The organism is Micromonospora sp. NPDC051300 (assembly GCF_044455315.1).
Taxonomy (GTDB): domain Bacteria; phylum Actinomycetota; class Actinomycetes; order Mycobacteriales; family Micromonosporaceae; genus Micromonospora; species Micromonospora robiginosa.
On record NZ_JBITEP010000046.1, the window covers coordinates 1 to 21,768 of the forward strand.

General features: G+C 74.6%; 21 protein-coding genes. 10 read left to right on the forward strand and 11 right to left on the reverse strand.

Features of this window, described 5'->3' with window-relative positions:
* Window positions 1-764 precede the first annotated feature (764 nt).
* The 3 genes from ACIA5A_RS29440 to ACIA5A_RS29450 are packed head-to-tail and all read right to left on the reverse strand — an operon-like array spanning window position 765 to window position 2,863.
* Window positions 765-1,088, reverse strand: a complete 324-nt coding sequence (locus tag ACIA5A_RS29440) for an antibiotic biosynthesis monooxygenase family protein (RefSeq protein WP_396767792.1) — start codon at window positions 1,086-1,088, stop codon at window positions 765-767.
* Between the two features lie 19 nt (window positions 1,089-1,107).
* Complete coding sequence (locus tag ACIA5A_RS29445; RefSeq protein WP_396767794.1) at window positions 1,108-1,905, reverse strand: exodeoxyribonuclease III; 798 nt, start codon at window positions 1,903-1,905, stop codon at window positions 1,108-1,110.
* A gap of 37 nt (window positions 1,906-1,942) precedes the next feature.
* Window positions 1,943-2,863: a proteasome assembly chaperone family protein gene (locus ACIA5A_RS29450; protein WP_396767796.1), complete on the reverse strand. Its 921-nt coding sequence runs from the start codon at window positions 2,861-2,863 to the stop codon at window positions 1,943-1,945.
* Window positions 2,864-3,252: 389 nt separating this feature from the next.
* Here ACIA5A_RS29450 and ACIA5A_RS29455 point away from each other — a divergent pair, with 389 nt between their 5' ends.
* The 3 genes from ACIA5A_RS29455 to ACIA5A_RS29465 all read left to right on the forward strand — a co-directional run bounded on the left by ACIA5A_RS29455 (window position 3,253) and on the right by ACIA5A_RS29465 (window position 5,155).
* On the forward strand, window positions 3,253-4,131 hold the full coding sequence (locus tag ACIA5A_RS29455) for a peptidase M23 (RefSeq protein ID WP_396767798.1): 879 nt from the start codon (window positions 3,253-3,255) through the stop codon (window positions 4,129-4,131).
* A gap of 92 nt (window positions 4,132-4,223) precedes the next feature.
* A complete protein-coding gene (locus tag ACIA5A_RS29460; protein WP_396767800.1) occupies window positions 4,224-4,373 on the forward strand; it encodes a hypothetical protein in 150 nt (49 codons plus the stop codon).
* A 41-nt stretch (window positions 4,374-4,414) separates the two neighbouring features.
* The gene (locus tag ACIA5A_RS29465; protein ID WP_278106642.1) at window positions 4,415-5,155 is read left to right on the forward strand and encodes an EcsC family protein; all 741 of its coding nucleotides are present in this window, start codon (window positions 4,415-4,417) and stop codon (window positions 5,153-5,155) included.
* A 31-nt stretch (window positions 5,156-5,186) separates the two neighbouring features.
* On the opposite strand, the gene ACIA5A_RS29470 is transcribed toward ACIA5A_RS29465, so the two are convergent.
* On the reverse strand, window positions 5,187-6,032 hold the full coding sequence (locus tag ACIA5A_RS29470) for a GDSL-type esterase/lipase family protein (protein ID WP_396767802.1): 846 nt from the start codon (window positions 6,030-6,032) through the stop codon (window positions 5,187-5,189).
* Window positions 6,033-6,158: 126 nt separating this feature from the next.
* On the reverse strand, window positions 6,159-6,758 hold the full coding sequence (locus ACIA5A_RS29475) for an antibiotic biosynthesis monooxygenase (protein WP_396767804.1): 600 nt from the start codon (window positions 6,756-6,758) through the stop codon (window positions 6,159-6,161).
* Between the two features lie 161 nt (window positions 6,759-6,919).
* On the opposite strand from ACIA5A_RS29475, the gene ACIA5A_RS29480 reads away from it, so the two are divergent.
* From ACIA5A_RS29480 to ACIA5A_RS29500, 5 genes are read left to right on the forward strand one after another with little or no spacing between them, the layout of a single operon-like run.
* Window positions 6,920-7,183, forward strand: coding sequence for a DUF6343 family protein (locus ACIA5A_RS29480; RefSeq protein ID WP_396767806.1), 264 nt, complete (start codon window positions 6,920-6,922; stop codon window positions 7,181-7,183).
* 12 nt (window positions 7,184-7,195) lie between these two features.
* Window positions 7,196-8,608, forward strand: a complete 1,413-nt coding sequence (locus ACIA5A_RS29485; RefSeq protein WP_396767808.1) for an NADP-dependent succinic semialdehyde dehydrogenase — start codon at window positions 7,196-7,198, stop codon at window positions 8,606-8,608.
* Between the two features lie 42 nt (window positions 8,609-8,650).
* Window positions 8,651-9,616, forward strand: coding sequence for a TIGR03885 family FMN-dependent LLM class oxidoreductase (locus ACIA5A_RS29490; RefSeq protein WP_396767810.1), 966 nt, complete (start codon window positions 8,651-8,653; stop codon window positions 9,614-9,616).
* A gap of 37 nt (window positions 9,617-9,653) precedes the next feature.
* Entirely contained in the window at window positions 9,654-11,234 is a 1,581-nt protein-coding gene (locus ACIA5A_RS29495; protein ID WP_396767812.1) for a Na+/H+ antiporter, read from the forward strand.
* On the forward strand, window positions 11,231-11,488 hold the full coding sequence (locus ACIA5A_RS29500) for a UBP-type zinc finger domain-containing protein (protein WP_396767814.1): 258 nt from the start codon (window positions 11,231-11,233) through the stop codon (window positions 11,486-11,488). The genes ACIA5A_RS29495 and ACIA5A_RS29500 overlap by 4 nt, the downstream gene beginning before the upstream one ends.
* 1 nt (window position 11,489) lies before the next feature.
* On the opposite strand, the gene ACIA5A_RS29505 is transcribed toward ACIA5A_RS29500, so the two are convergent.
* The 3 genes from ACIA5A_RS29505 to ACIA5A_RS29515 all read right to left on the reverse strand — a co-directional run bounded on the left by ACIA5A_RS29505 (window position 11,490) and on the right by ACIA5A_RS29515 (window position 14,239).
* Window positions 11,490-12,023 (reverse strand): GNAT family N-acetyltransferase, encoded by a 534-nt coding sequence (locus ACIA5A_RS29505; RefSeq protein WP_396767816.1) that lies wholly within the window; start codon window positions 12,021-12,023, stop codon window positions 11,490-11,492.
* 12 nt (window positions 12,024-12,035) lie between these two features.
* Complete coding sequence (locus ACIA5A_RS29510; protein WP_396767818.1) at window positions 12,036-13,289, reverse strand: MFS transporter; 1,254 nt, start codon at window positions 13,287-13,289, stop codon at window positions 12,036-12,038.
* 347 nt (window positions 13,290-13,636) lie between these two features.
* Window positions 13,637-14,239, reverse strand: a complete 603-nt coding sequence (locus tag ACIA5A_RS29515; protein ID WP_396767820.1) for an HAD family hydrolase — start codon at window positions 14,237-14,239, stop codon at window positions 13,637-13,639.
* Between the two features lie 61 nt (window positions 14,240-14,300).
* Between ACIA5A_RS29515 and ACIA5A_RS29520 the strand changes: the two genes are divergently transcribed.
* A complete protein-coding gene (locus ACIA5A_RS29520; RefSeq protein WP_396767822.1) occupies window positions 14,301-14,828 on the forward strand; it encodes a GNAT family N-acetyltransferase in 528 nt (175 codons plus the stop codon).
* On the opposite strand, the gene ACIA5A_RS29525 is transcribed toward ACIA5A_RS29520, so the two are convergent.
* Window positions 14,806-15,126: a multidrug efflux SMR transporter gene (locus ACIA5A_RS29525; protein ID WP_091578394.1), complete on the reverse strand. Its 321-nt coding sequence runs from the start codon at window positions 15,124-15,126 to the stop codon at window positions 14,806-14,808. The two genes, ACIA5A_RS29520 and ACIA5A_RS29525, sit on opposite strands and share 23 nt — an antisense overlap.
* 76 nt (window positions 15,127-15,202) lie before the next feature.
* The gene (locus tag ACIA5A_RS29530; RefSeq protein WP_396767825.1) at window positions 15,203-17,812 is read right to left on the reverse strand and encodes a glycoside hydrolase family 9 protein; all 2,610 of its coding nucleotides are present in this window, start codon (window positions 17,810-17,812) and stop codon (window positions 15,203-15,205) included.
* A 215-nt stretch (window positions 17,813-18,027) separates the two neighbouring features.
* On the opposite strand from ACIA5A_RS29530, the gene ACIA5A_RS29535 reads away from it, so the two are divergent.
* A complete protein-coding gene (locus ACIA5A_RS29535) occupies window positions 18,028-18,753 on the forward strand; it encodes a PP2C family protein-serine/threonine phosphatase (protein ID WP_396767827.1) in 726 nt (241 codons plus the stop codon).
* Between the two features lie 10 nt (window positions 18,754-18,763).
* Here ACIA5A_RS29535 and ACIA5A_RS29540 read toward each other — a convergent pair whose 3' ends face one another.
* Window positions 18,764-21,538, reverse strand: coding sequence for an ATP-dependent RNA helicase (locus ACIA5A_RS29540; RefSeq protein ID WP_396767829.1), 2,775 nt, complete (start codon window positions 21,536-21,538; stop codon window positions 18,764-18,766).
* Between the last annotated feature and the right edge of the window lie 230 nt (window positions 21,539-21,768).

Here is a 21,768-nt window from a genome sequence, read left to right on the forward strand (position 1 = left end):
CCCGCTACGCCAAACGGGCATCCCTCTACCGAGCCAGCCTGGTCCTCGTCGCCGCTGTCATCTGGCTTCCATGATCGACAGGACAGGCCCTAGCCGCGGGCGCGGCGGGCTTCGCGGGGGTGGCCGTGCGGCCTGCTGTAGTGGCCGCTACCGACTTCGCGGGGGCAGGCGCGGATGTGGCCCGGGTGCAATCCGGGCCGACGCGGTGGGCGACTCAGGGGTAGGGGAGGGGGCGAGCTTCGGGACGGTGCCGAGCACGCCGTCAACGGTCCCGGTGACGCCCCCGACGACGCCGCCGAGCAGGTCGGGATCGTCGCTCGGTGCGGGCGTGGGAGAGAGGGCAAGGGCGAGGGCGAGTGCGGTTGCGCTCACGGCGACCTCCGGGGGTGGGTTTGGCTGGTGAGGCCGGTAGCCGGGGTGACCAGGGCGTAAGCATCGGGCGGCGACGCCCTCGGGGGACGTTCGGGGCGGTGTCGGACAGGCCCGGCGCACCGGATCGTCAATGCCCACTGGACCCGCTCGGCTGATCGGCCCTGGCGGGCCGGCGGGTGCCTGCAATGCCGTGACCTGCACTCCTGCGCCCAGCTACACTGGGCCCTGTAGCGCTACGCCCACTACGCCTCGATCATGCTGCAGAAGCCCTGACCGACGCGTCGCTCGCGGGGTCGATCATGAAGTTGGCGGCGACAATTCGGACAATATGTGCGGCTAACTTCATGATCGACGTCGTGGGCCGGCGGGTTGGGGCGGCGTGGGGCGGGGGGTCAGGGGATGGGGGTGGGGACCTGGAGGGCCACCTCGAACTCCAGGAGGGTGGCGCCGGTGGCCACCGGCTTACGGGGTTCGGCGCCGTCGGGCGAGGCGTGCGCCTCTCGGGAGGGGCCCTGCGCCCAGGCCTGGTAGGCCTCCTCCGTCTCCCAACGGGTGTAGACGAAGTAGCGGGTCTCGCCCGCGACCGGGCGCAGCAGCTCGAAGCCGAGGAAACCGGGGGAGTTCTCCACCGCGCCGGCCCGGGCGGCGAACCGCTTCTCCAGCTCCTCGCCGGCGCCGGGCGGGACGTCGATCGCGTTGATCTTCACGACTGCCATGTGTCCACCCTACGGCGGCTCAGAGCGCCTCGACGGCCGGCACCAGGTCGGCGTCTACCACGATCGGGGCGTGGTCAGAGGGGCCCTTGCCCTTGCGGGCCTCCCGGTCGACGTACGCGGAGCGGACCGCGTCGGCGAGCGGCGCGGTGGCGTAGACCAGGTCGATCCGCATGCCCTTGTTCTGGTGGAACATCCCGGCCCGGTAGTCCCAGTAGGTGTACGGGTGCGGCCCCTTCATCGGGGTGGGCACCACGTCCGCCAGGCCGAGGTCGCGCAGCGCGGCGAGGGCGGCCCGTTCGGCCGGCGTGACGTGGGTGGAGGTGGCGAACAGCGCCGGGTCCCAGACGTCGGCGTCGGTCGGCGCGACGTTGAAGTCGCCGCAGACGGCGAGCGGGAGGCCGGCGGCCACCTCCGGCTCCAGCGCGTCGCGCAGCGCGGCGAACCAGGCCAGCTTGTAGGCGTAGTGCGGGTCGTCGGGGGCGCGGCCGTTCGGCACGTACACCGACCAGACCCGGACCCCGCCGCAGGTGGCGGCGATGGCGCGGGCCTCGGGCTCGGGGAACCCGGGTTCGCCGGGGAAGCCGACCGTCACGTCGGCCAGCCCGACCCGGGACAGCACGGCCACGCCGTTCCACCGGCCGTCGCTGTGGCTGGCCACCTCGTAGCCCAGCTCGCCCACCTCGGCGACGGGGAACGCCCCGTCCGGGCATTTCGTCTCCTGGAGGCAGACGACGTCGGGCCTCGTGGTGGACAGCCAGTCGAGCAGCCGGGGTAGGCGGGCCTTCACCGAGTTGACGTTCCAGGTCGCCAGGCGCATGGTCCCAGCCTGCCGCATCCGGTTCGGCCCCGCCCGCTCAGCGCTCCGGGGTGTCGCCCGGGTGGGTCTGCTCGGCGAGGAAGCGTTCCAGCTCGGCGCCCAGCTCGTCGGCGGTGGGCAGCGGGCCGGTCTCGGCGGCGAGCAGGTTCTTCTCGCCGCGGCCGCGGGCGAACGCGTCGTACTGCTCCTCCAGCGCCCGGACCAGCGTGGCCGCCTCCTCGGTCTGGGCCACCTGGCGGTCGATCTCCACCCGGATGGTCTCGGCCGCGGTCCGCAGGCCGTCGCGCGGCAGCAGCAGGCCGGTGCCCTTGGACACGGCGGCGAGCAGCGCCTCCGCGGCGGCCGGGTATTCGGTCTGGGCGACGTAGTGCGGGACGTGCGCGGCGAAGCCCAGGGCGTCGCGGCCCTGCTCGCCGAGCCGGTATTCGAGCAGGTGGCCGACGCTGGCCGGCACTTGCACCTTCTGCAGCCAGGGTTCGTGCCCGGCGATCAGCTCCGGCCGGGTGGCGTGCGCGGTGACGCCGCTGGGCCGGGTGTGCGGCACGGCCATCGGGATGGAGTTGAGGCCGACGGTGAGCCGGACGTCGAGGCGGGTCGACAACCCGGCGACGGCGGCCACGAAGCGTTCCCACTGCAGGTCCGGCTCGGGGCCGGTGAGCAGGAGGAACGGCGTCTCGTCGTCGTCGTGCAGCAGGTGCAGTTCGAGTTCCGGGGCGTCGTACTCGGCCCAGTGGTCCTCGACGAAGGTCATCACCGGCCGGCGGGAGCGGTAGTCGAACATCTGGTCGACGTCGAAGCGGGCGATCGTCCGCGCGTCCAGCGAGGTGAGCAGCTGCTCCCGGGCCAGCCGGGTGGCGCTGCCCGCGTCGACGAAGCCGGTGAGCGCCTGGATCAGCACCGGCTGACCGAGGCCGGGCAGCTCGTCGGTGAGTTCGTAGAGCTCGTGTGGGTCGAGCACCGGTTGGTCCTCCCTGTCGACGCGTACGGGGAGCGCCGCGCGACGGCGTCCCCGACCCGGCAAACGTACCGGGGGGCGTGGTCCATTCCGTTACGGACCCGTCCGGTGCCCGGATGGTGATCACAGTTCGGCCACACCCCGGTCGCGCGGTCCATCCCCGCTCGGCCGAAAGGACGAGTTAGTCGATCATCGGTGGCGGGGGGAGCGGATGCGAGGATCCTGCCCCGGCGGGCCCGCCGCGTGGCGTACCGGAGGTTCGCCCGGTCCGCGAGGTTGGTGCCGGGCCGGGCCCACGCTTCCCGGGATGTCCGGCTGAGATGGGACGAAGTGTGGCGAGGGCCACCCTTTGGGCCTGGGTGATCCCGGTTTGCCCTGCCTAGCCTCGTCGGATGCGTGACGACGGCACCCTCGACGACTCGAACGGCTCCGCCCGCCCGAGTGACCGTTCGGACGAATCCCCCTCAACCGAACGGTCAGACGATACCCCCGCCATCGACCGGACAACCGCTTCCGCGCCCCAGGGCGCCGGAACCGGGCGTACCCGCCTGCGGGGTGCGGTGAACCGCCGTACCAGGCTGGTGGTCGCCACCGGCGCGGCCTGCTGCCTCGGGCTGGTCGGCGTCAGCCAAGTCGGCTTCGGCGCGGCCGACCGCGCCACCCGGCCGGCGCCCGCGGCGGAGGTCGCCGAGCGGGCGGCGCTCGACGCCGCCTCGCGCAGCCTGGCCCGGCCGAGCACCGCCCCGACCACCCCCAGCGCCGCCCCGTCCCCGACCGCCACGCCGAAGGCGAAGCCCAAGCCCAAGCCCAAGCCCAAGCCGAAGCCCCGCCGGATCGTCCCGGTCGCCGGCCTGGACCGCGTCCAGATGGACAACGCGGTGAAGATCGTCCGGGCCGGCAAGGAGATGGGCGTGCCGCGCCGCGGGCTGGTCATCGCGGTGGCCACCGCGATGCAGGAGAGCACCCTGCTCAACTACGCCAGCGGCGTGCTGCCCGAGTCGCAGAACTACCCGCACCAGGCCGTCGGCTGGGACCACGACTCGGTCGGGCTGTTCCAGCAGCGCCCGAGCAGCGGCTGGGGCACCGTCGAGGAGCTGATGGACCCGGAGTACGCGACCAGGGCGTTCCTGTCCGCGCTGGAGGAGATCCCCGGCTGGCAGGACCTGCCGCTGTCGGTCGCCGCCCAGGCGGTGCAGATCTCGGCGTTCCCCGACGCGTACGCGCAACACGAGTGGAACGCGGGGCAGGTGGTGGCCGAGATCCTCGGCTGAGGAGAGTGGACGGTTGCCGGAACGCCGGTTCGGGTACCAGGGACTTGCCGGTTCCAGGTACACATGATGGGAACCGCGGACTGGAGGACGCCATGTCGCTGATGCAACGGATCACCACCTTCCTGCGGTCGCCGCGCGGCCAGCAGTTGGTCGACCGGGGTCGGCGCGAGATGGCCAAGCCGCAGAACCAGGCGCGGTTGCGGCAGCTCGCCAACCGCCTGTCCTCGACGCGCCGCCGCTGACCGACCCACCCACCCCCACCGCGCGACCCCCGGAGCGTCCCGTGACCGACCCCGCCCCCGTCGACGGGGAACCCACCGTTCCCGCCACCCCGGTCCCGCCGGTCGAGGCGCCCGAAGGGCCCCCGGCCACCCTCTGGGACCGGATGCGGGAGGACCCGCAGTACGCGCCGGAGCACCTCGCCCTGGAGGCGGTGCGCCGGCTCGGCCCGGAGGCCGCGCAGTGGGCGTCCCGGGAACGGGCGCAGCGTCCGGACGCGCCGCCCGAGCAGTTGGCCGACCAGGCGGTCCGCAAGTTCGTCAACCACGCCCGGCTCTCCGGCGCGGTCTCCGGAGCCGCCGGGCTGCCCGGCGCGGTGATCGACGTGGGCGTGCTGGCCTGGACCCAGGCCCGGCTGGTGCTGCACGTGGCGGCCGCCTACGGCGCCGACCCGACGAGCCCCGACCGGGCCACCGACCTGCTGGTGCTCCAGCGGGTGCACAAGGCCGCCGAGACGGCCCGGTTGGCACTCGGCGTGGCCGCCGGCCGGGAACGCGCCGGCGCGCTGTTCGGCTCCGCCGGTGACCGGGCGCTGGGCCGGGTGATGCTCCAGCTCGGGGTGCGGCTGGCCCGGATGGCCGGGGTGCGCGCCGCCAAGCGGATGTTCGCCAAGGTCGTCCCCGGCGCCGCGATCATCCTCGGCACCTGGGCCAACTCCTCGGCCACCAAGGAGCTGGCCGACCGGGCCCGCGCGCTCTACCGCGCCGCCGGCCCCCGGCAGCTTCCCGGCCCGCGCCGGCCCTGACCGGGCTCCGGCCCGTCGGGACCGGCCCGGTTCAGTCGCGCCCCCAGCCGGACGCGTTCCAGGCCACCTCGGCCAGCCGGCCCTGACCTGCCGCGTTGGGGTGGAACCAGTCCAGCGCGTTCACCTGGTCCAGGCTGAACCGGTGCCGGTGCACCGCCCCGCCGTCCCAGCGGCAGCGCGACCCGTATCCCCGGCAGGCGGCGCGGAGCTGGTCGTCGTACGCCTCGATCCGGTCCCTGACGCGGGCCCGGCGGGCCGTCGCGGCGGGCGCTGTCGACGTGGCGTCGGCGAGCAGCGCCGGGCAGACACCCCGCTTCCAGGCCCGCACGGCGCGCGACTCGGTGTGCCCGATCTCCCAGAGCCGGTGCAGGTCCGGGATGCTGACCACCAGCACCCGGGCCTTCGGCCGGCCCTTGCGCAGCACGGCGAGCGCGGCGTCGACCTGGTCGCGGAACGTGGCGACAGGCGTCATCGCGTCGACGTCGTCGCGGCACACGTCGTTCGCCCCGATCAGCACGGTGACCAGGTCGGCCTTGTCGCGTACCGCGGCCCGGGCCTGGTCGGCGAGACCTGCCGCGCGGGCGCCGGGCACCGCCCGGTTGTCGGCGCGCAGCGCCGGCGTGTCCGCGCGCAGCCGCCGGTAGAGGCTCTCCACCCGCAGGCTGTCCCCGGTCGACCAGGAGTTGCGCTCGCAGCTCACCAGCACCAGGCAGGAGCCGAAGCCGGTGCTGACCGAGTCGCCGAGCGCGGTCAGCACCCGGGGCGCGCCGGGGCGGGTCGACTCGGTGGGGCGGGGCGACGCCGAGCCGGAGCCGTCGCAGGCGAGCGCGACGAGCGCGGCGAGGCAGGCGAGCGCGGCGATCCACCGTCGCGGCATGCGGTCCTCCGTCCGGCGGCACGCAAGGGCGGATCGACCCTATGCGCCTCGACCGTCGGTACGGGAGGTCTGTCGCCTTTCCGGCATCGACTCCTGTCGTTCACATTCGTGTGCGACGAGCGGTGGTCAGCGTCGCCAGGGGGCTGGCTGGCCGTGCAGCCACCAGTGCAGCGCCCGGGTGATCCGGGGCAGCACCAGATAGGTCATCAGCGGGGTGAGGACAAGCGTCATCAGCAGCGTCCGGCCGGCCAGCGGCACGCCGGCGGCGAACCGGGCGGTCAGCAGCGTGGCGGTGAGGCTCAGCGGGAAGAACGCCAGCCAGATGGTGACCGCCTGCTTCCAGCGCGGCGGCGCGACCGCGGCGGCGGGCTCGGGCTCGCCGAACGTCTCCACCACGTGGTCCACCGGGGCGTCGAACCAGCCCTCGATGCCGGTACGGCGCTCCACCCGGGTGTGCTCCACGATGCCCTGCGCCGAACTCAGCCACCAGTGCCGCTGCGGCGAGTCCTCCCAGCCGTGCAGCGTGTCCGCGTCGGCGAAGCGGTACATCACGTGCCACTCCCCGGAACCGGGCGCGCTGCGGACGAAGCCGGCGCCCAGGAACCCGGGGAAGCTCTCCGCGAGCGCCGTCCCGGCCCGCATCCACGCCACCATCTCTCCGGTACGCGCCGGATCGGCGCGCCGGGACACGGCGACGGTGACGGGCCCCGCCTGCATCGTGGTCATGCCATCCTCTCCACCGCCGCGGGATCTCCGCCTCGGCCGGCAGCACGATCCAACGCGGCCACCCGGTGATCGCATCCGCCGCGTACCCGTTCCGTGTCCGGGATCACCGGCGCGGCGGAGGCCACCGGTTAGTCCCGCCGGTGCCGGGGTAGCCGGGAGGAATGACCCGATCACAGCCCCGCCGCGCCCGAGGCACGGTCGGCCACGCGAACAGCGCGCTCAACCTGCGCCTCGCGCTGGCGCTGTTCGGCCTGGTCGTGATGGCCGTCCTCGCGGCGTTCGCGTTCGCCGCCGACCTGGCCTGGCTGGGCGTCGTCTGCGCGGTCCTCGCCGTGGTGGCCGTGGTCGATCTGGTCGTCATCCAGCGCCGTCGCGCCGCCCGCCGCCGGGAGGAGCCGGGCGTGCGGCACTCGCTGTTCGAGTGACAGGAGTACGACATGCCCATCGCCACCACCAATCCCGCCACCGGACAGGTGCTCAAGACGTACGACGCGATGTCGGACGAGCAGATCGACGCCGCGATCGAGCGGGCCCACCTCGCGTTCCGGCAGTTGCGGGACACCACCATCGCGCAGCGGGCCCGCTGGCTCACCGCCGCCGCCGACCTGCTCGACGCCGAGCGGGACGAGACTGCCCGGCTGATGACCACCGAGATGGGCAAGACGTTCGCCGCCGCGAAGGCGGAGGTCACCAAGTGCGCCACCGCCTGCCGCTTCTATGCGGCGAAGGCGCCGGAGATGCTCGCCGACGAGCCCGCCGACGCCGCCGCGGTGAAGGCGAAGCGGGCGTACGTCCGCTACCAGCCGATCGGCCCGGTCCTCGCGGTGATGCCGTGGAACTTCCCGCTGTGGCAGGTGATGCGCTTCGCCGCGCCGGCCCTGATGGCCGGTAACACCGGCCTGCTCAAGCACGCCTCCAACGTGCCGCAGACCGCGCTCTACCTGGAGGACGTGTTCCGCCGCGCCGGATTCCCGGAGGGCGCGTTCACCACGCTGCTGGTCGGCTCCGACGCGATCGAGCGGGTGCTCACCGACCCGCGGGTCCGGGCGGCCACGCTCACCGGCAGCGAGCCCGCCGGCCGCTCCATCGCCGAGATCGCCGGCCGGGAGATCAAGAAGACCGTGCTGGAGCTGGGCGGCAGCGACCCGTTCGTGGTGATGCCCTCGGCCGACCTGGACAAGGCCGCCGAGGTGGCCACCACCGCCCGCTGCCAGAACAACGGCCAGTCCTGCATCGCCGCGAAGCGGTTCATCGTGCACACCGACGTCTTCGACGCGTTCGCCGAGAAGTTCGCCGCCCGGATGTCGGCGCTGCGGGTCGGCGACCCGATGGACGAGAACACCGACGTCGGCCCGCTGGCCAGTGAGCGCGGCCGGGACGAGGTGCACGACCAGGTGACCGACGCCGTCGAGCAGGGCGCGACGGTGCTCTGCGGCGGCGAGAAGCCGACCGGGGACGGCTGGTTCTACCCGCCGACAGTGGTCACCGACCTGCGCCCGGAGATGCGGATGTGGGGTGAGGAGGTGTTCGGCCCGGTCGCCGGTCTCTACCGGGTCGGCTCGTACGACGAGGCGATCGAGGTGGCCAACGGCACCAGCTTCGGCCTCGGCTCCAACGCCTGGACCACCGACCCGGCCGAGCAGGAGCGCTTCGCGGTCGACCTGGACGCCGGCAACGTGTTCGTCAACGGCATGACCACGTCCTATCCGGAGCTGCCGTTCGGCGGCGTGAAGAACTCCGGGTACGGCCGCGAGCTGTCCGCCCTGGGCATGCGCGAGTTCTGCAACACCAAGACGGTGTGGATCGGCGAGGGTGAGGCCGGCGCGGGCGCCGGCGCGCACGCCGAGTGAGGTGAGGTTGGCCGGACGCCGGCATGGGTAGGAGTGCTGCCCATGACGGCGTTCGGCTTCCACGCATCCCACGAGCAGATCCACCCGGCCAAGCTGCTGGAGGCGGTGATCCACGCCGAACGGGCCGGCTTCGACGCGGCCATGTGCTCCGACCACTTCTCGCCGTGGAGCGAGCGGCAGGGCCAGTCCGGGTTCGCCTGGTCCTGGCTGGGCGCCGCGCTCCAGGCCACCAACCTCTCCTTCGGCGTGGTCAACGCGCCCGGCCAGCGCTACCACCCGGCGATCATCGCGCAGGCCATCGGCACGCTCGGCGCCATGTACCCGGGTCGGTTCTGGGCCGCGCTGGGCACCGGCGAGGCGAGCAACGAGCACATCACCGGCGACGTCTGGCCGCGCAAGGAGCTGCGCAACGCCCGGCTGCGCGAGTGCGTCGACGTGATCCGCGCGCTGCTGGCCGGCGAGGAGGTCAGCCACGACGGCCTGGTCACCGTGGACCGGGCGAAGCTGTGGACCCGCCCGGAGGAGCCGCCGGCCCTGGTCGGCGCCGCGGTGAGCGTCGCCACCGCCCGCTGGTGCGCCGAGTGGGCCGACGGGCTGATCACGGTCAACGCGCCGGTCGAGCACCTCCGGCAGATGATCGACGCCTACCGGGACGCCGGGGGCCGCGGGCCGCTGCACCTCCAGGTGCACGTGAGCTGGGCGCCCGAGCAGGCCGAGGCCGAGGCGATCGCCTACGAGCAGTGGCGCAGCAACGTCTTCGCCCCGCCGGTCTGCTGGGACCTGGAGACCGCCGAGCACTTCGACGTGGCCAGCGCGGACGTGCCGATGTCGAAGGTCACCGACGCCGTCAACGTCTCCGCCGACCCGGGCCGACACGTCGGCTGGCTGGAGGAATACGTGGAGCTGGGCTTCGACCAGATCGCCCTGCACCATGTCGGGCAGGAACAGCGCGCGTTCCTGGACGCGTTCGGCGCCGAGGTGCTGCCGAAGGTGCGGCCGACCGCGTGATCACGGGCGGACCCGGGGACGCCTAGGCTCCTACCCCATGGAAGCTCTGTTCGAGGTCGTGGTGATCCTGGCGATCGCCACGTTCGGCGCGGCGCTGGCCCGCCGGCTCGGGTTGCTCGCCCCGATCCTGCTCGTCGTGCTCGGCCTCGCGCTGTCCTTCCTGCCGTTCTTCCCGCACGTGCGGCTCGAACCGGACCTGGTGCTCGTCGGCATCCTGCCGCCGCTGCTCTACGTGGCGGCGGTGAACACCTCGGTGCCGGCGTTCCGGCTCAACCTGCGGCCGATCCTGCTGCTCGCCGTCGGGTTGGTGATCTTCACCGCGTTCGTGGTGGGCACCGTCGTGCACCTGTTCCTGCCCGACCTGCCGTACGCGATCTGCCTGGCGCTGGGCGCGGTGGTGGCGCCGCCCGACGCGGTCGCCGCCACCGCGGTGGCCCGTCGGGTCGGGCTGCCCCGACGGGTGGTCACCATCCTGGAGGGCGAGAGCCTGGTCAACGACGCCACCGCGCTGGTGCTGCTGCGGGTGGCGATCGTGGCGGCCACCGCCAGCACCGGCGGGGTCGGCGTCGGCTACGTGGCCTGGGAGGTGCTGGTGGCCACCGGCGGCGGCATCCTGGTCGGGCTGCTCGGCGTCGTGGTCTTCGGCTACCTGCACAAGCGCGTCACCGACCCGGTGCTGGACAACGCGCTGTCGCTGATCGTCCCGTTCGCCGTGGTGTACGCCGCCGAGGAGATCCACGCCTCCGGCGTGGTCGCGGTGGTGGTGACCGGGCTCGGCATCGGGCACAAACTGCCGATGCTCATGTCGGCCGCGTCCCGCCTCCAGGTGACCGCGTTCTGGCGGTTGATCCAGTTCCTCCTGGAGGGGCTGGTGTTCCTGCTGGTCGGCCTGCAACTGCCCGAGGTGCTGCGCGACCTCGACGAGCCGTTCGGCTCGCTCGCCGCGATCACCGCCGGGGTGCTGGCCGCCGTCTTCCTGTCCCGGTTCGTCTGGCTCTTCCCGGCCACCTACCTGGCCCGGCTGGTGCCCCGGGTGCGGCAGCGTGACCCCGCCTCGCCGGTGCAGTTCCCCATCGTCATCGGCTGGGCGGGCATGCGCGGCGTGGTCACGCTCGCCGCCGCGCTGGGCCTGCCGCTCACCCTCGCCGAGGACCGGCCCTACCCGCGCGCGCTGCTCATCTGGCTGGCCTTCGCGGTGATCGTGGCGACCCTGGTCGGGCAGGGCGCCACGCTGCCCTGGCTGGCCCGGCGGCTGCGACTGCCCCCCGACGACCCGGTGCAGGACGCGCTCTCCGCCGCCGGCGTGCAGCAGCGGGCCAGCCGGGCCGCCCTGGAACGGCTCGACGCGATGGCCGACGACGCGCCGCCGGCGGTGGTGGAGCGGCTGCGCGGGTTGACCACGTCCCGGTCCAACATGGCCTGGGAACGGCTCGGCGGCACCGACCGGGAGACCCCCTCCCAGGCGTACGCGCGGCTGCGACAGGAGATGATCGACGCCGAGCGGGAGGTGTTCCGGGCCGCCCGCGACTCCGGCCAGATCCCGGAGGAGGTGCTCACCCGCGCCTACCGTGATCTGGACCTGGAGGAGTCCCTGCTACGACAGGAGGTTTCCGAATGAGCTGTCAGCACCTGACCGGCCCGGGCGACGCCGAGCCGGTCACCACCACCGAGTGCCCGGACTGCGTGGCGGTCGGCAACCGGGACTGGGTGCACCTGCGCGCCTGCCTGGCCTGCGGGCACGTGGGCTGCTGCGACTCCTCGCCCTACCAACACGCCAGCAAGCACTTCGAGTCGGCCGGGCACCCGGTGATGCGCTCGATCGAGCCGGGGGAGTCGTGGCGGTGGTGCTTCGTGGACGAGGAGATCGGCTGACTCAGTCGAGCCGGCGCGCCAGCACCTGCCCCGGCCACGGCGGCCGACCCGGCCGGATCACCGTGAACGGGTCGGTGGCGGTGAAGCCGCAACCCTCGTAGAAGCGCACCAGCGCCCGGTCCGGGCTGCGGAAGCAGTCCACCCGCAGCAGGCCCAGGCCGCGTTCCCGGGCCAGGTCCGCCGCGTGCGCCAGCAGCCGCGCGCCTACTCCTCGGCCCGGGTAGGCCCGGTCCGTGACCAGCAGGTTCACGTACATCTCGGGCTCGGTGGCCGGCGGCACGTATTCCGTCGCCGCGCCGACCACCAGCGCGCCGACCACGGTGCCGTCGATCTCGGCGAACCACAGGCCGTCGCCGTGGGCGTAGCCCTCGGCCTGGTCGATCCGGCGCGGATCGGTCGAGGCCGCGTCCGTGCCCCACTGCTCGGGCCGGCCGCGTTCGGTCAGCCAGGCGATGGCGCTGTCGAACAACCGCAGCACGATCGGCGCGTCCGCCGGCCCGCCCGGCCGGATGGTGATGTCTCCCCGTTCGGTCATGCCGTCATCCTGCTATCCGGGTGCGACGGGCCGCCCGGTGCCGGTCGGCTCCGGGGCGGCCACCGGCCGGCTCGCCACCGCGCTGCGGGCCAGCGTCGGGGCGGCCAGCCCGACGACCGCGTACAGCCCGCCGAGCACCAGCCAGCCGGCCACTCCGCCGCCCAGCACCAGCAGCGTGAGCGGGCCCCGGCCGAGCGCCTGGGCCAGCCCGGCGAGCAACCCGTCCGCCCCCTGGTAGGCGCCGATCGCGCCCGGCGGGGCCAGGTCGTAGGCGAGCCCCGCGCCGGCCGCCCCGTGCCACAGGTCGCCCACCGTCCACACCACCGTGGCCGTCAGCAGCAGCACCACCGCCGGGAGCACCGGCAACCCGGCGGTCACCGCGTACAGCGGGGTCGCGGCGGCCAGCACCAGCCCGGCCCGGCGCAGCTTGGCCGCGGCCGGGGCGGCGGTGTCCGCGCCCCGGCTCAGCCGTACCGCCAGCGGCACGGTGAGCACCGTGTTGGCGAGCAGCACCGCCGACACCACCGGCGGTGGCGCGCCGGCCCGGCCGACCGTCCACAGCGGCACCACAAGCACCAGCACTGTCACGTGCGTGCCGAGCACCGCCGACGCGCCGCTGACCGCCAAAAACCGGCCGTCCCGCAGCGGACCGACCCGGCGCGTCACGCCGCCCGCGCGTCGCGGGGCGCCGCCGGGCGCCTGCGCCGGCAACCGCAGCAGCAGCGCCGCCGAGACCAGATAGGTGACCGCGTTGCCGACCACGAGCACCTGGTACGCCGGGTGGGCGTCCACCGCCAGCGCGAACCCGGCCAGCGCGGTGCCGACGCTGATGCCCAGGTTCGCCACCGCACGCAGGGTGGCGAACGCGTGCACCCGGCCGGTCGGGCCGCCGACCGCGGCCACCAGCGCCGCCCGTACCGCCAGGTTGCCGGCGACCAGCAGCGCCTCCGGCACCGCCACCACCAGGAACGTCGCGAGCGAGTCGACAAGCAGGTACGCCGCCGCGGCGAGCGCCTGGGCCACCTGGAGGACGGCACGCAGCGTACGCGGGTCCCACCGGTCCGCCAGCCCGCCCAGCGGCACGCTCGCGGTGAGCCCGACCAGCCCGGCGACGGTCAGCCCGGCACCCACCGACGCGGGGGAGAGGCCGACGTCGCGGGTCAGGTAGAGCGCGCCGCCGGCCAGCCAGAGCCCGGTGCCGACGGTGTTGGCAAGCGTGGCGAGGGCCAGGGTGCGCAGCGGGCCGGGCGGCGGGCCGAGCCTCATCCGCGCCGGACCGGCACCACGTCGCCGTCGACGAAGGTCATGCCACCGACGCTAGGCGTGGCTGTCGTCTGCCGAGGTCCCGCCGGGGGCGACCCGCGTCACATCGACCGACCTGGTGCCCCGACGGTCTCTCGACCGCTCGGGCGTGTCGCCGCGGAAAGAGATGTGTCACTGAGCGCGCTATGACGGTGAGTCATAATTATGACCAGCAGTCATATCGCATGAAGGTGCGATGCCTCGTAGGGCCGTCACGCGTTGTCGCCGTGCCGCCGTGCCGACCGGTCGTGACCGTCCGGTCGAGACCGGTCGGCGTGGAACCTCAGGATCTCCGCCTGGTTCCGACGCGGTCATCGGCTGGTCGCGCGCTCCCGGGGATGCGGCACCCGGACCGACGGCATGCCCGCCGCCGTCGCGGCCGCCACCCCGAGGTCGGTGTCCTCGAAGACCAGGCAGTCGGCCGGGTCGACGCCGAGCCGGCGGGCGGCCAGCAGGTAGCCCTCCGGGTCGGGCTTGGGACGGGCGCAGTCCTCGGCGCAGACAAGCGTGTCGAAGCGGTCGAGCAGCCCCAGCGCGGTCAGCGAGGCGGTCACCGACTCCCGGGTGCTGCCGGACACCACCGCGAACGGCAGCCGCCCGTGCCCGTCCTCGATGTGCGCCAGCACCTCCGGCACCGCGGTCACCCCGGGCAGCAACTCCTGGAACAGGTCCTCCCGGCGGCGGGCCACCACCTCGACCGGCATGGTCAGCCCGTGCCGCCGGTTGAGGTCCACGACGATGTCGGCGACCGGCCGGCCGCCCCACGCGTAGAACAGGTCCTCGGGGAACTCGCAGCCCCACTCCGCCAGCGCCGCGCACCAGGCCCGGTGGTGCACCGGCATCGAGTCGACGATCGTGCCGTCGCAGTCGAACAGGTACGCGCGGAAGTCGCCGGCCGGCAGCGGGAGAGTCACCGGTGCAGGGTACGCCGAAATCCGCTCGCCCCGGCCCGCCCGCTCTGCCAGGGTCGGTGTTGTGGAGCACCGCAGCCGGATCGCCCGGGCCGACGAGCTGACCGAGGTGCAGCGGATCGAGGTGGCCTCCGGCGCCCCGTTCCGGGAGATCGGCATGCACCGGGTGGCCGACATGCCGCCGCTGCCGCTCGACGCGCTGGCCGCCGGGCAGCGCGCCGGCCGGCTGTGGGTCGCCGTCGACCCGGCCGACCGCCCGATCGCGTTCGCCCTCGTCGACCTCGTCGACGGGGCCGCGCACGTGCAGCAGCTCAGCGTCGACCCGGCGTACGCGCGGCGGGGCATCGGTCGGCGGCTGCTCGACGAGGTGGCGGAGTGGGCGGCGGGGCAGGGGCTACCGGCGTTGACGCTGACCACGTTCCGGTCGGTGCCGTGGAACGGGCCGTACTACGCGCGCTACGGCTTCCGCGAGCTTGCCGCGTCCGAGCTGACCCCGGGGCTGACCGGGCTGCTCGCGGCCGAGGCGGCGCTCGGGCTCGACCCGGCCGACCGGATGGCGATGCGCCGGCTCAGTGGGCCCCGCCGAGGTTGAGGACCACCACGCCGGCGATGACCAGACCGGCCCCGACCACCTTCGTCACGCTCAGCGGCTCGCCGAGGAACGCCGCGCCGACCGCCATGATGGCGGCGGTGCCCAGCCCGGACCAGATCGCGTACGCCACCCCGACCGGGACGTCCCGCACCACGAGGGCGAGCAGCCCGAACGCGGCGAGGTAACACGCCACCAGGCCGACCGTCGGCCAGAGCCGGGTGAACCCGTCGCTCGCCTTGAGCAGGCTGGTGCCGACCACCTCGGCCGTGATCGCGAGAGCCAGGAGCAGATACGCCATCTGCGGACCGTACCCGGCGGTTCCACCGATCGGCGGTGGTGGCACCGGACGAGGCGCCACCACCGCACGACGGCGGTCAGGAGACCGCGCAGGACTTTCCGTTGAGAATGATCAGGGTGGGGTCGGGGTTGGGGGCGGCGGAGCCGGTGCCGTTCAGGCCGAAGGTGGTGGACGCGCCCGGTGCCAGCTTCGCGTTCCACGGGAGGTTCTTCGCGGTGACCGTGGCGCCGGACTGGCTGACCTGCGCCGACCAGGCGTGGCTCACCTTCTGGTCGGCGAGGAACGCCCAGCGCAGGCTCCACCCGTTCACCGCCTTCGTGCCGGTGTTGCGCACCGTCACCTGGGTGGTGAAGCCGGTCGGCCAGCTCCCGTGGGTGGTGTACGTGACCGCGCAGGTGGGCGCCGGCACGGCCGCCGCGTCACCCTGGTCGGCCAGGAACGAGGCGAGCCAGGCCAGCGCCGAGTTCCAGTTGATCGCCACCTCGTTCGTCGCGTACGAGTTGATGTTGTCGACGTAGCAGAACATCGGCGCGCAGCCGGCGAGCAGGTTCGCCGCGTACGGGTCCTGCAGGGCCGCGTTCGGGCCACCGGCGAGCGAGCCGGCCGGCGGGTTCGGCAGGGCCGGGTCCAACTGGTTGCCAAAGATCCGGCTGTGCTGGTTGTGCGCGTTCTGCTCGCCCCAGCCGGTCACGTACGACATGTTGAGCGCGTTGCGGCCGAACAGGTAGTCGGCGCTCTGCACCGCCCCGTCCCGGTACTTCGCGTCCCGGCTCAGGTCGAACGCGGTGGCCAGCACGATCGCGTTGTTCACCAGGTTGCTGTTGCTGCCCCAGACGTACGCGTCGGCGGTGCCCGGCATCGCCAGCCCGTACGCCTGGTCGGCGACCGTGGCCAGGTAGCGGTCCGCGGCGGCGGTGACCGAGGCGCGGATCCGGGTCTTCTCCGCGGCCGGCAGCGTGTTCGGCACGGTGGCCAGGTCGAGGCGGCCCAGCGCGGCCACGCTCTGCCAGCCGAACGCGCCGTTGGCGGTGAACACGTCGGCGGTGTGCAGCGGCGAGCCGGTGACGTCGGCCAGGTAGGCCTTGTCGCCGGTGGTCAGCCACAGCTCGACCGCCGCCCAGTAGAACTCGTCGGTGACGTTCGTGTCGTCGTACGCGCCGCCGCCGGTGCCGTCGCTGGCCGAGGCGTAGATCACCGGGTGCGCCTTGGCCGCCGCGTAGGCGGTCTTCGCGGCGGTGCCGCAGCGGGCCGCGTAGGCGGCGTCGTACGGCGCGAACAGCCGCGCGCACTGGGCGGCGACGGCGGCCAGGTTGAGCGTGGCGGCGGTGGACGGCGGGTGCAGCTCACGCGGCTGCGGGTCGTCCTGCGGGGCGAGCGGCAGGCCGGTCCAGTTCTGGTCGTGGATCTTGTGGTGGACCATCCCGGCCAGCGGCTTGCCGGCCGGCACCTGCATCCGCATCAGGAAGTCCAGCTCCCAGCGGGCCTCGTCGAGGACGTCCGGGACGGCGTTGCCGCGCTCGGGCACCCGCAGCGTGGCGTCGCCGAGGGCGGCGCCGCCGTCGGCGGTCTCCGCGGTCTTGGTCCGCTCGAACGCGTTGAGGAGCTGGTAGGTGGCGATGCCGCCGTTGACCACGTACTTGCCGTGGTCGCCGGCGTCGTACCAGCCGCCGCGCACGTCCAGCTTGTAGTCGCAGACGCCGGGCTGGCAGGGCACGTCGGTGTCGCCCTTGTTGGGCGCGACGTCGAGGTGGCCGGCCGGGCGGGCGTACTCCTCGCCGATCAGGTCGCCGTCGATCGCGATGCCGCTGCGCTGGGCGTAGAAGAACTGCAGCGAGTCGGCGCGCAGCCGGTCGTAGAGCGTACCGGAGATGTCGAACGGGTGGCTGGTCTCGCCGTCGACGGTCAGCGTGTAGCCGGTGCCCGGCGTGCGGTAGGCGGAGAAGTCGACGGTCTGCACGTTCTGCGCGGAGGCGTCGTCCACGCCGCGCGGCGTGGTCCGGCCGTCGGCCACCACCGCGCCGGCGGCGGACTTCAGTTGCCAGCCCAGCGCCTCGGTGGCGTCGGTGACCACGGTGGCGTGCTTCGGGCCACCGGGCAGGTAGCCGACCTGGTTGACCCGGACCCGCGGCCCGGTGTCCGGCTCGTAGGGCGGGGCCGCCTCGCCGCCGCGCAGCGACACGTTGTCGAGGCAGAACGTCTGCGCCTGCGCGCTGCCGCCGACCTGGAAGATGAGCTGGGCGCCGGCGTTGTCGGCCGGCGCGGTGAACGTGGTGCTGACGTGCTTCGCGGTGCCGGTGGCGGTGGCGTCCACGCTCGCGTACGTCGTGTAGGGCGCGCTGCCGAGCTGGAGCACCGCCTTGAGGGCCGCGCCGGGGGTGGCGGAGACGTCGAAGGACAGCTCGTACTCGGCGCCGGAGATCAGCGGCACCGCGTCCTGGCCGATGCCGGCGTCCCACGGGTTCGCCGTGCCGGCGGCGACGGTGGTGCAGAGCCGGCCGTCGGTGACCGCCAGCTCGCCGGTGCCGTAGGAGAACCAGGGGGAGACGCCGGCGCTGAAGTCGCCGTTGCGCAGTTGTTCGGGGGCGTCCGGGGGTACTTCGGCAAGGGCCGGACCGGCGGTCAGACCGGTGAGGGCCAGCGCGGCGGTCGCGGTGAGCGCGACCAGCCGACGACGGGATCGGGTCACGGAGGTTCCTTCCGTGCTCGGGGGTGGTGGGAGAGAGCACGGGAGCTGGGAGCGCTCCCAATATCAGGCCGATGTTTCCACCGCGTTCCGCCGCTGTCAATCGATCCGGTCCGATGGCGCGCGTACGCCCGTGCGCAGTGAGATTCACCGCGCCACGTACGATGATGCTGATCTCCTAGAGACAACCGAGTCCCCGACCTGGCAGGCTGCGTCCCATGACCCTGAAGCTTCGTTCCGTCGGAGCGAGCGACCGTGGGCTGATCCGCAGCGGCAACCAGGACGCCCAGCACTCGGGCGCCTGGCTTGTCGCGGTCGCCGACGGCATGGGCGGCATGGCGGCCGGCGACCTGGCCAGCCGCATCGCGATCGACGCGATCGCCCCGCTGGACGTGGAGACGCCGGAGCACGCGCTGGTCGCCGCGCTGCAGGGCGCGATCGAGCAGGCCACCGTGGGGATCCGCCGGGCGGTCGAGGAGGACCCGGAACGCCAGGGCATGGGCACCACGCTCACCGCGTTGCTGTTCGCCCGCACCGGTAGCTGCCTGGCGCTGGCCCACGTCGGCGACTCCCGGGCCTACCTGTTCCGCGACGGCGTGCTCAAGCAGGTCACCCGCGACGACACCTTCGTGCAGATGCTCGTCGACCAGGGCCTGATCACCCCCGACCAGGCGAGCAGCCACCCCCGCCGCGCGGTGGTCACCCAGGCGTTGCAGGGCGACCAGGTCTCCCCGGCGTACGCGACCATGGTGCCGCGGGCCGGCGACCGCTGGCTGCTGTGCAGCGACGGCCTCTCCAACGTGGTCCGCGCCGACACCCTCACCGAGGTGCTCAACGAGCGCCTGGAGCGCGACGCCTGCGCGGCCCGGCTCATCGACCTCGCGCTGCGGGCCGGCGGCCCGGACAACATCACCGTGGTCGTCGCCGACGTCGTCGAGGAGTGAGCCGCCCGGCTCACCGCCGGCGCGGGCTGGCCCGGCGGGTCGGCTCGGCCGTGGTCGGGTCCTCCGGCCACGGGTGCCGCGGATAGCGCCCCCGCATCTCCGCCCGCACCTGCGGATAGCCGCCGCGCCAGAACGAGGCCAGGTCCGCCGTCACCGCCACCGGCCGGCCGGCCGGCGAGAGCAGGTGCAGCAGCACCGGCACCCGGCCGTCGGCGATCCGCGGCGCGTCCCGCCAGCCGAACGTCTCCTGGAGCTTCACCGCGAGCACCGGGGCCGCCGGATCGGAGTAGTCCAGCCGGACCCGCGAGCCGCTGGGCACCGGCAGCCGCTCCGGTGCCACCTCGTCCAGGCGCGCCGCCTGCCGCCAGTCGAGCAGCCGGCGCAACGCCGAGGCCACGTCCACCCGGGCCAGGTCTGCCCGGCGGCGGGCCCGGGACAGCTCCGGGCCCAGCCAGACCGGTGCGGCGTCCGCCAGCGCGGCGTCGGACACGTCCGGCCAGTCGTCACCGAGCGCCTGCCGGCAGAAGGCCAGCCGGCGACGCAGCGCGGTCGCCTCCGGCGTCCACCGGAGCAACCCCGTACCCTCCTGCCGCAGCCCGTCCCGCACCGCCGCCGCGACCAGCTCCGGCTCCGGCGCGGCCAGCGGCCGGTCGACGAGCACGACGGCGCCGAGCCGGACCACCTCCCGGGCCACCACGTCCCCGCCGGACCAGGCGACCTCCCGACCGGTGCGCAGCAGCGCCGACCCGGCCTCGCGGGCGGTGGCCTCGTCGACCGGCGCGGCCAGCCGCACCCGGGCAGCCGGCGCGCCCGGGGAGCGGTCGGCCACCGCGACCGCCAGCCACGTCGACCCGGCCAGCCCCGACCCGGCCGCCAGCTCCGCCTCGGTCCCGCCCGCCATCAGGTACGCGGACCCGCCGGCCCGCCGCACCCGGGCCAACCGTTCCGGGTACGCCAACCCGGCCAGCAGCCCCGCGGCCAGATCGTCGGGCAGCCGCTGCGGCGCGGTGTCCGCCGGTTCGCCGACCCGCCGGGATCGGCTGTCGGTGACCCTCTCGTCCCGCCGGGGCCGGCCGGCGGTAATCCCGTCGGGCCGCTGCGGCTGAACGCCTGCCGGGCCAACGCCCTCCCGCGGGCGGTCGGCGACGTCGGCGGGTGCGGAGCGATCCGGGCGGCGCGGCGCCGGCAGGGCCGCGCGCAGGCGGCGTACCTCGTTCCGCCACCGGGCGGTGGCCGCCGGATCGACGGCGGCCCGCATCCGGCGCCACCGGGCCGGCAGGTCGTCCCCGGCGCCGCCCAGCGTCTCCTCGGCGAGCATCGCCACCACCTCGGCCGCCCGGTCGGCCCCGACCCGCGGCGCGCCGTCCAGCAGCGCCCGGGCCAGCCGGGGATGGGCGCCGACCGTCGCCATCGCCCGCCCCCGCGGGGTGATCCGACCGTCGACGTCGACCGCGCCGAGCGTGGCAAGCGTCTCCCGGGCGACGGTCAACGCGGCCGGCGGCGGCGGGTCGGGCAGGGCCAGGCCGGTGCCGTCGGGCGCGCCCCAGGCGGCCAGCTCGAGCGCGAACCCCGTCAGGTCGGCGGTGGCGATCTCCGGCTCCGGCTGCGGGGCGAGCCGGGCGTGCGTCGCCTCCGACCAGCAGCGGTAGACCGTGCCCGGCGCCTCCCGCCCGGCCCGCCCGGCCCGCTGGGTGGCCGCCGCACGCGACACCGCCACGGTGACGAGCGCGCCCAGCCCCCGGGCCAGATCCGTACGCGGCACCCGGCTCAGCCCGGCGTCCACCACGACCCGCACCCCGGGGACGGTCAGGCTGCTCTCCGCCACCGCGGTGGCCAGCACCACCCGCCGCCGAGCCCCTCCCGCCCCGCCACCTGTGGCCCTCGTGCCCCCGGCACCCGTGGCGGAGGCTCCGACGCCGTCCCCTGTGCGGGCGGCTCCGGCGCCTGTGGGCGCCGCCGGCGGGGTCAGCGCCGCGTCCTGGGCGGCCGGGGAGAGCCGGCCGTGCAGCGGCAGCACGTCGACCGTGTCACGCAGGTCCGCCAACCGCCCCGTGACGGCCGCGATCTCGCCCGCGCCGGGCAGGAAGACGAGCACGTCGCCGCCGCGTTCGCGCAGTGCCCGGCGGACCGTGGCGGCCACGTGGTCCAGCAGCGCCGGGTCGACCCGGCCCGCGCCCGGCGGGACGACCGGTCGCGGGGGCGGCGCCCAGATCCGCTCGACCGAGTGCAGGGCTGCCTCGGCCCGGACGACCGGCGCCGCCTCGTCGCCGCCGAGCAGGGCGGCGAACTGGTCCGCCTGCGGCGTCGCCGACATCGCGAGCAGCCAGAGGTCGGGGCGCAGCGTGGCGCGGGCCTCCACGCTGAACGCCAGCGCCAGGTCGGCGTCGAGCTGCCGCTCGTGGCACTCGTCCAGCAGCACCGCGGCCACGCCGGGCAGCTCCGGGTCGTGGTGCAGGCGGCGTACCAGCAGGCCGGTGGTGACCACCTCGATGCGGGTACGCGGCCCGGTCCGCCGCTCGCCGCGTACCGCGTAGCCGACCCGTTCGCCGACGCGTTCCCCGAGCAGGGCGGCCATCCGGTGCGCGGCGGCGCGGGCGGCCACCCGTCGGGGCTGGGCGATCACCACCCGGCCGGTGACCGCGTCCGCGACCGCGAACGGGGCGGTGGTGGTCTTGCCGGTGCCCGGCGGCGCCACCAGGACGCCGGCGCCCCGCCGGCGCAGCGCGTCGACAAGGGTGGGCAGCACCGGCCGGACCGGCAGGTCGAGGGACACGTCGGCGAGCACGCCCCCACTCTCGCACCCGCCCCGGGAGGAAGGCGGGGCCCCCTCTTAACGCGTGTGGTAGAGGAAGGGCCCCCTGTTAACACCGCCCGTCGGCGCCGAGGTCGAACGTCCCGTGACCCGGCGGGGTGAGCCGCGCGCCGCAGGCGGGGTGTTAAGCGGGGGCCCCGCCTCTACCGAATCCGTTAAGAGGGGGCCCCGCCTTTCATCCGGGCGCACGCGGAACGGCCCGG

Bases quoted from the DNA above. Each gene is read 5' to 3' on its own strand.
- ACIA5A_RS29440 (WP_396767792.1), bottom strand. From the start codon at position 1,088: ATGGCAGTCGTGAAGATCAACGCGATCGACGTCCCGCCCGGCGCCGGC.
- ACIA5A_RS29445 (WP_396767794.1), bottom strand. From the start codon at position 1,905: ATGCGCCTGGCGACCTGGAACGTCAACTCGGTGAAGGCCCGCCTACCC.
- ACIA5A_RS29455 (WP_396767798.1), top strand. From the start codon at position 3,253: ATGCGTGACGACGGCACCCTCGACGACTCGAACGGCTCCGCCCGCCCG.
- ACIA5A_RS29460 (WP_396767800.1), top strand. From the start codon at position 4,224: ATGTCGCTGATGCAACGGATCACCACCTTCCTGCGGTCGCCGCGCGGC.
- ACIA5A_RS29470 (WP_396767802.1), bottom strand. From the start codon at position 6,032: ATGCCGCGACGGTGGATCGCCGCGCTCGCCTGCCTCGCCGCGCTCGTC.
- ACIA5A_RS29475 (WP_396767804.1), bottom strand. From the start codon at position 6,758: ATGACCACGATGCAGGCGGGGCCCGTCACCGTCGCCGTGTCCCGGCGC.
- ACIA5A_RS29480 (WP_396767806.1), top strand. From the start codon at position 6,920: ATGACCCGATCACAGCCCCGCCGCGCCCGAGGCACGGTCGGCCACGCG.
- ACIA5A_RS29485 (WP_396767808.1), top strand. From the start codon at position 7,196: ATGCCCATCGCCACCACCAATCCCGCCACCGGACAGGTGCTCAAGACG.
- ACIA5A_RS29490 (WP_396767810.1), top strand. From the start codon at position 8,651: ATGACGGCGTTCGGCTTCCACGCATCCCACGAGCAGATCCACCCGGCC.
- ACIA5A_RS29495 (WP_396767812.1), top strand. From the start codon at position 9,654: ATGGAAGCTCTGTTCGAGGTCGTGGTGATCCTGGCGATCGCCACGTTC.
- ACIA5A_RS29500 (WP_396767814.1), top strand. From the start codon at position 11,231: ATGAGCTGTCAGCACCTGACCGGCCCGGGCGACGCCGAGCCGGTCACC.
- ACIA5A_RS29505 (WP_396767816.1), bottom strand. From the start codon at position 12,023: ATGACCGAACGGGGAGACATCACCATCCGGCCGGGCGGGCCGGCGGAC.
- ACIA5A_RS29510 (WP_396767818.1), bottom strand. From the start codon at position 13,289: ATGAGGCTCGGCCCGCCGCCCGGCCCGCTGCGCACCCTGGCCCTCGCC.
- ACIA5A_RS29525 (WP_091578394.1), bottom strand. From the start codon at position 15,126: ATGGCGTATCTGCTCCTGGCTCTCGCGATCACGGCCGAGGTGGTCGGC.
- ACIA5A_RS29535 (WP_396767827.1), top strand. From the start codon at position 18,028: ATGACCCTGAAGCTTCGTTCCGTCGGAGCGAGCGACCGTGGGCTGATC.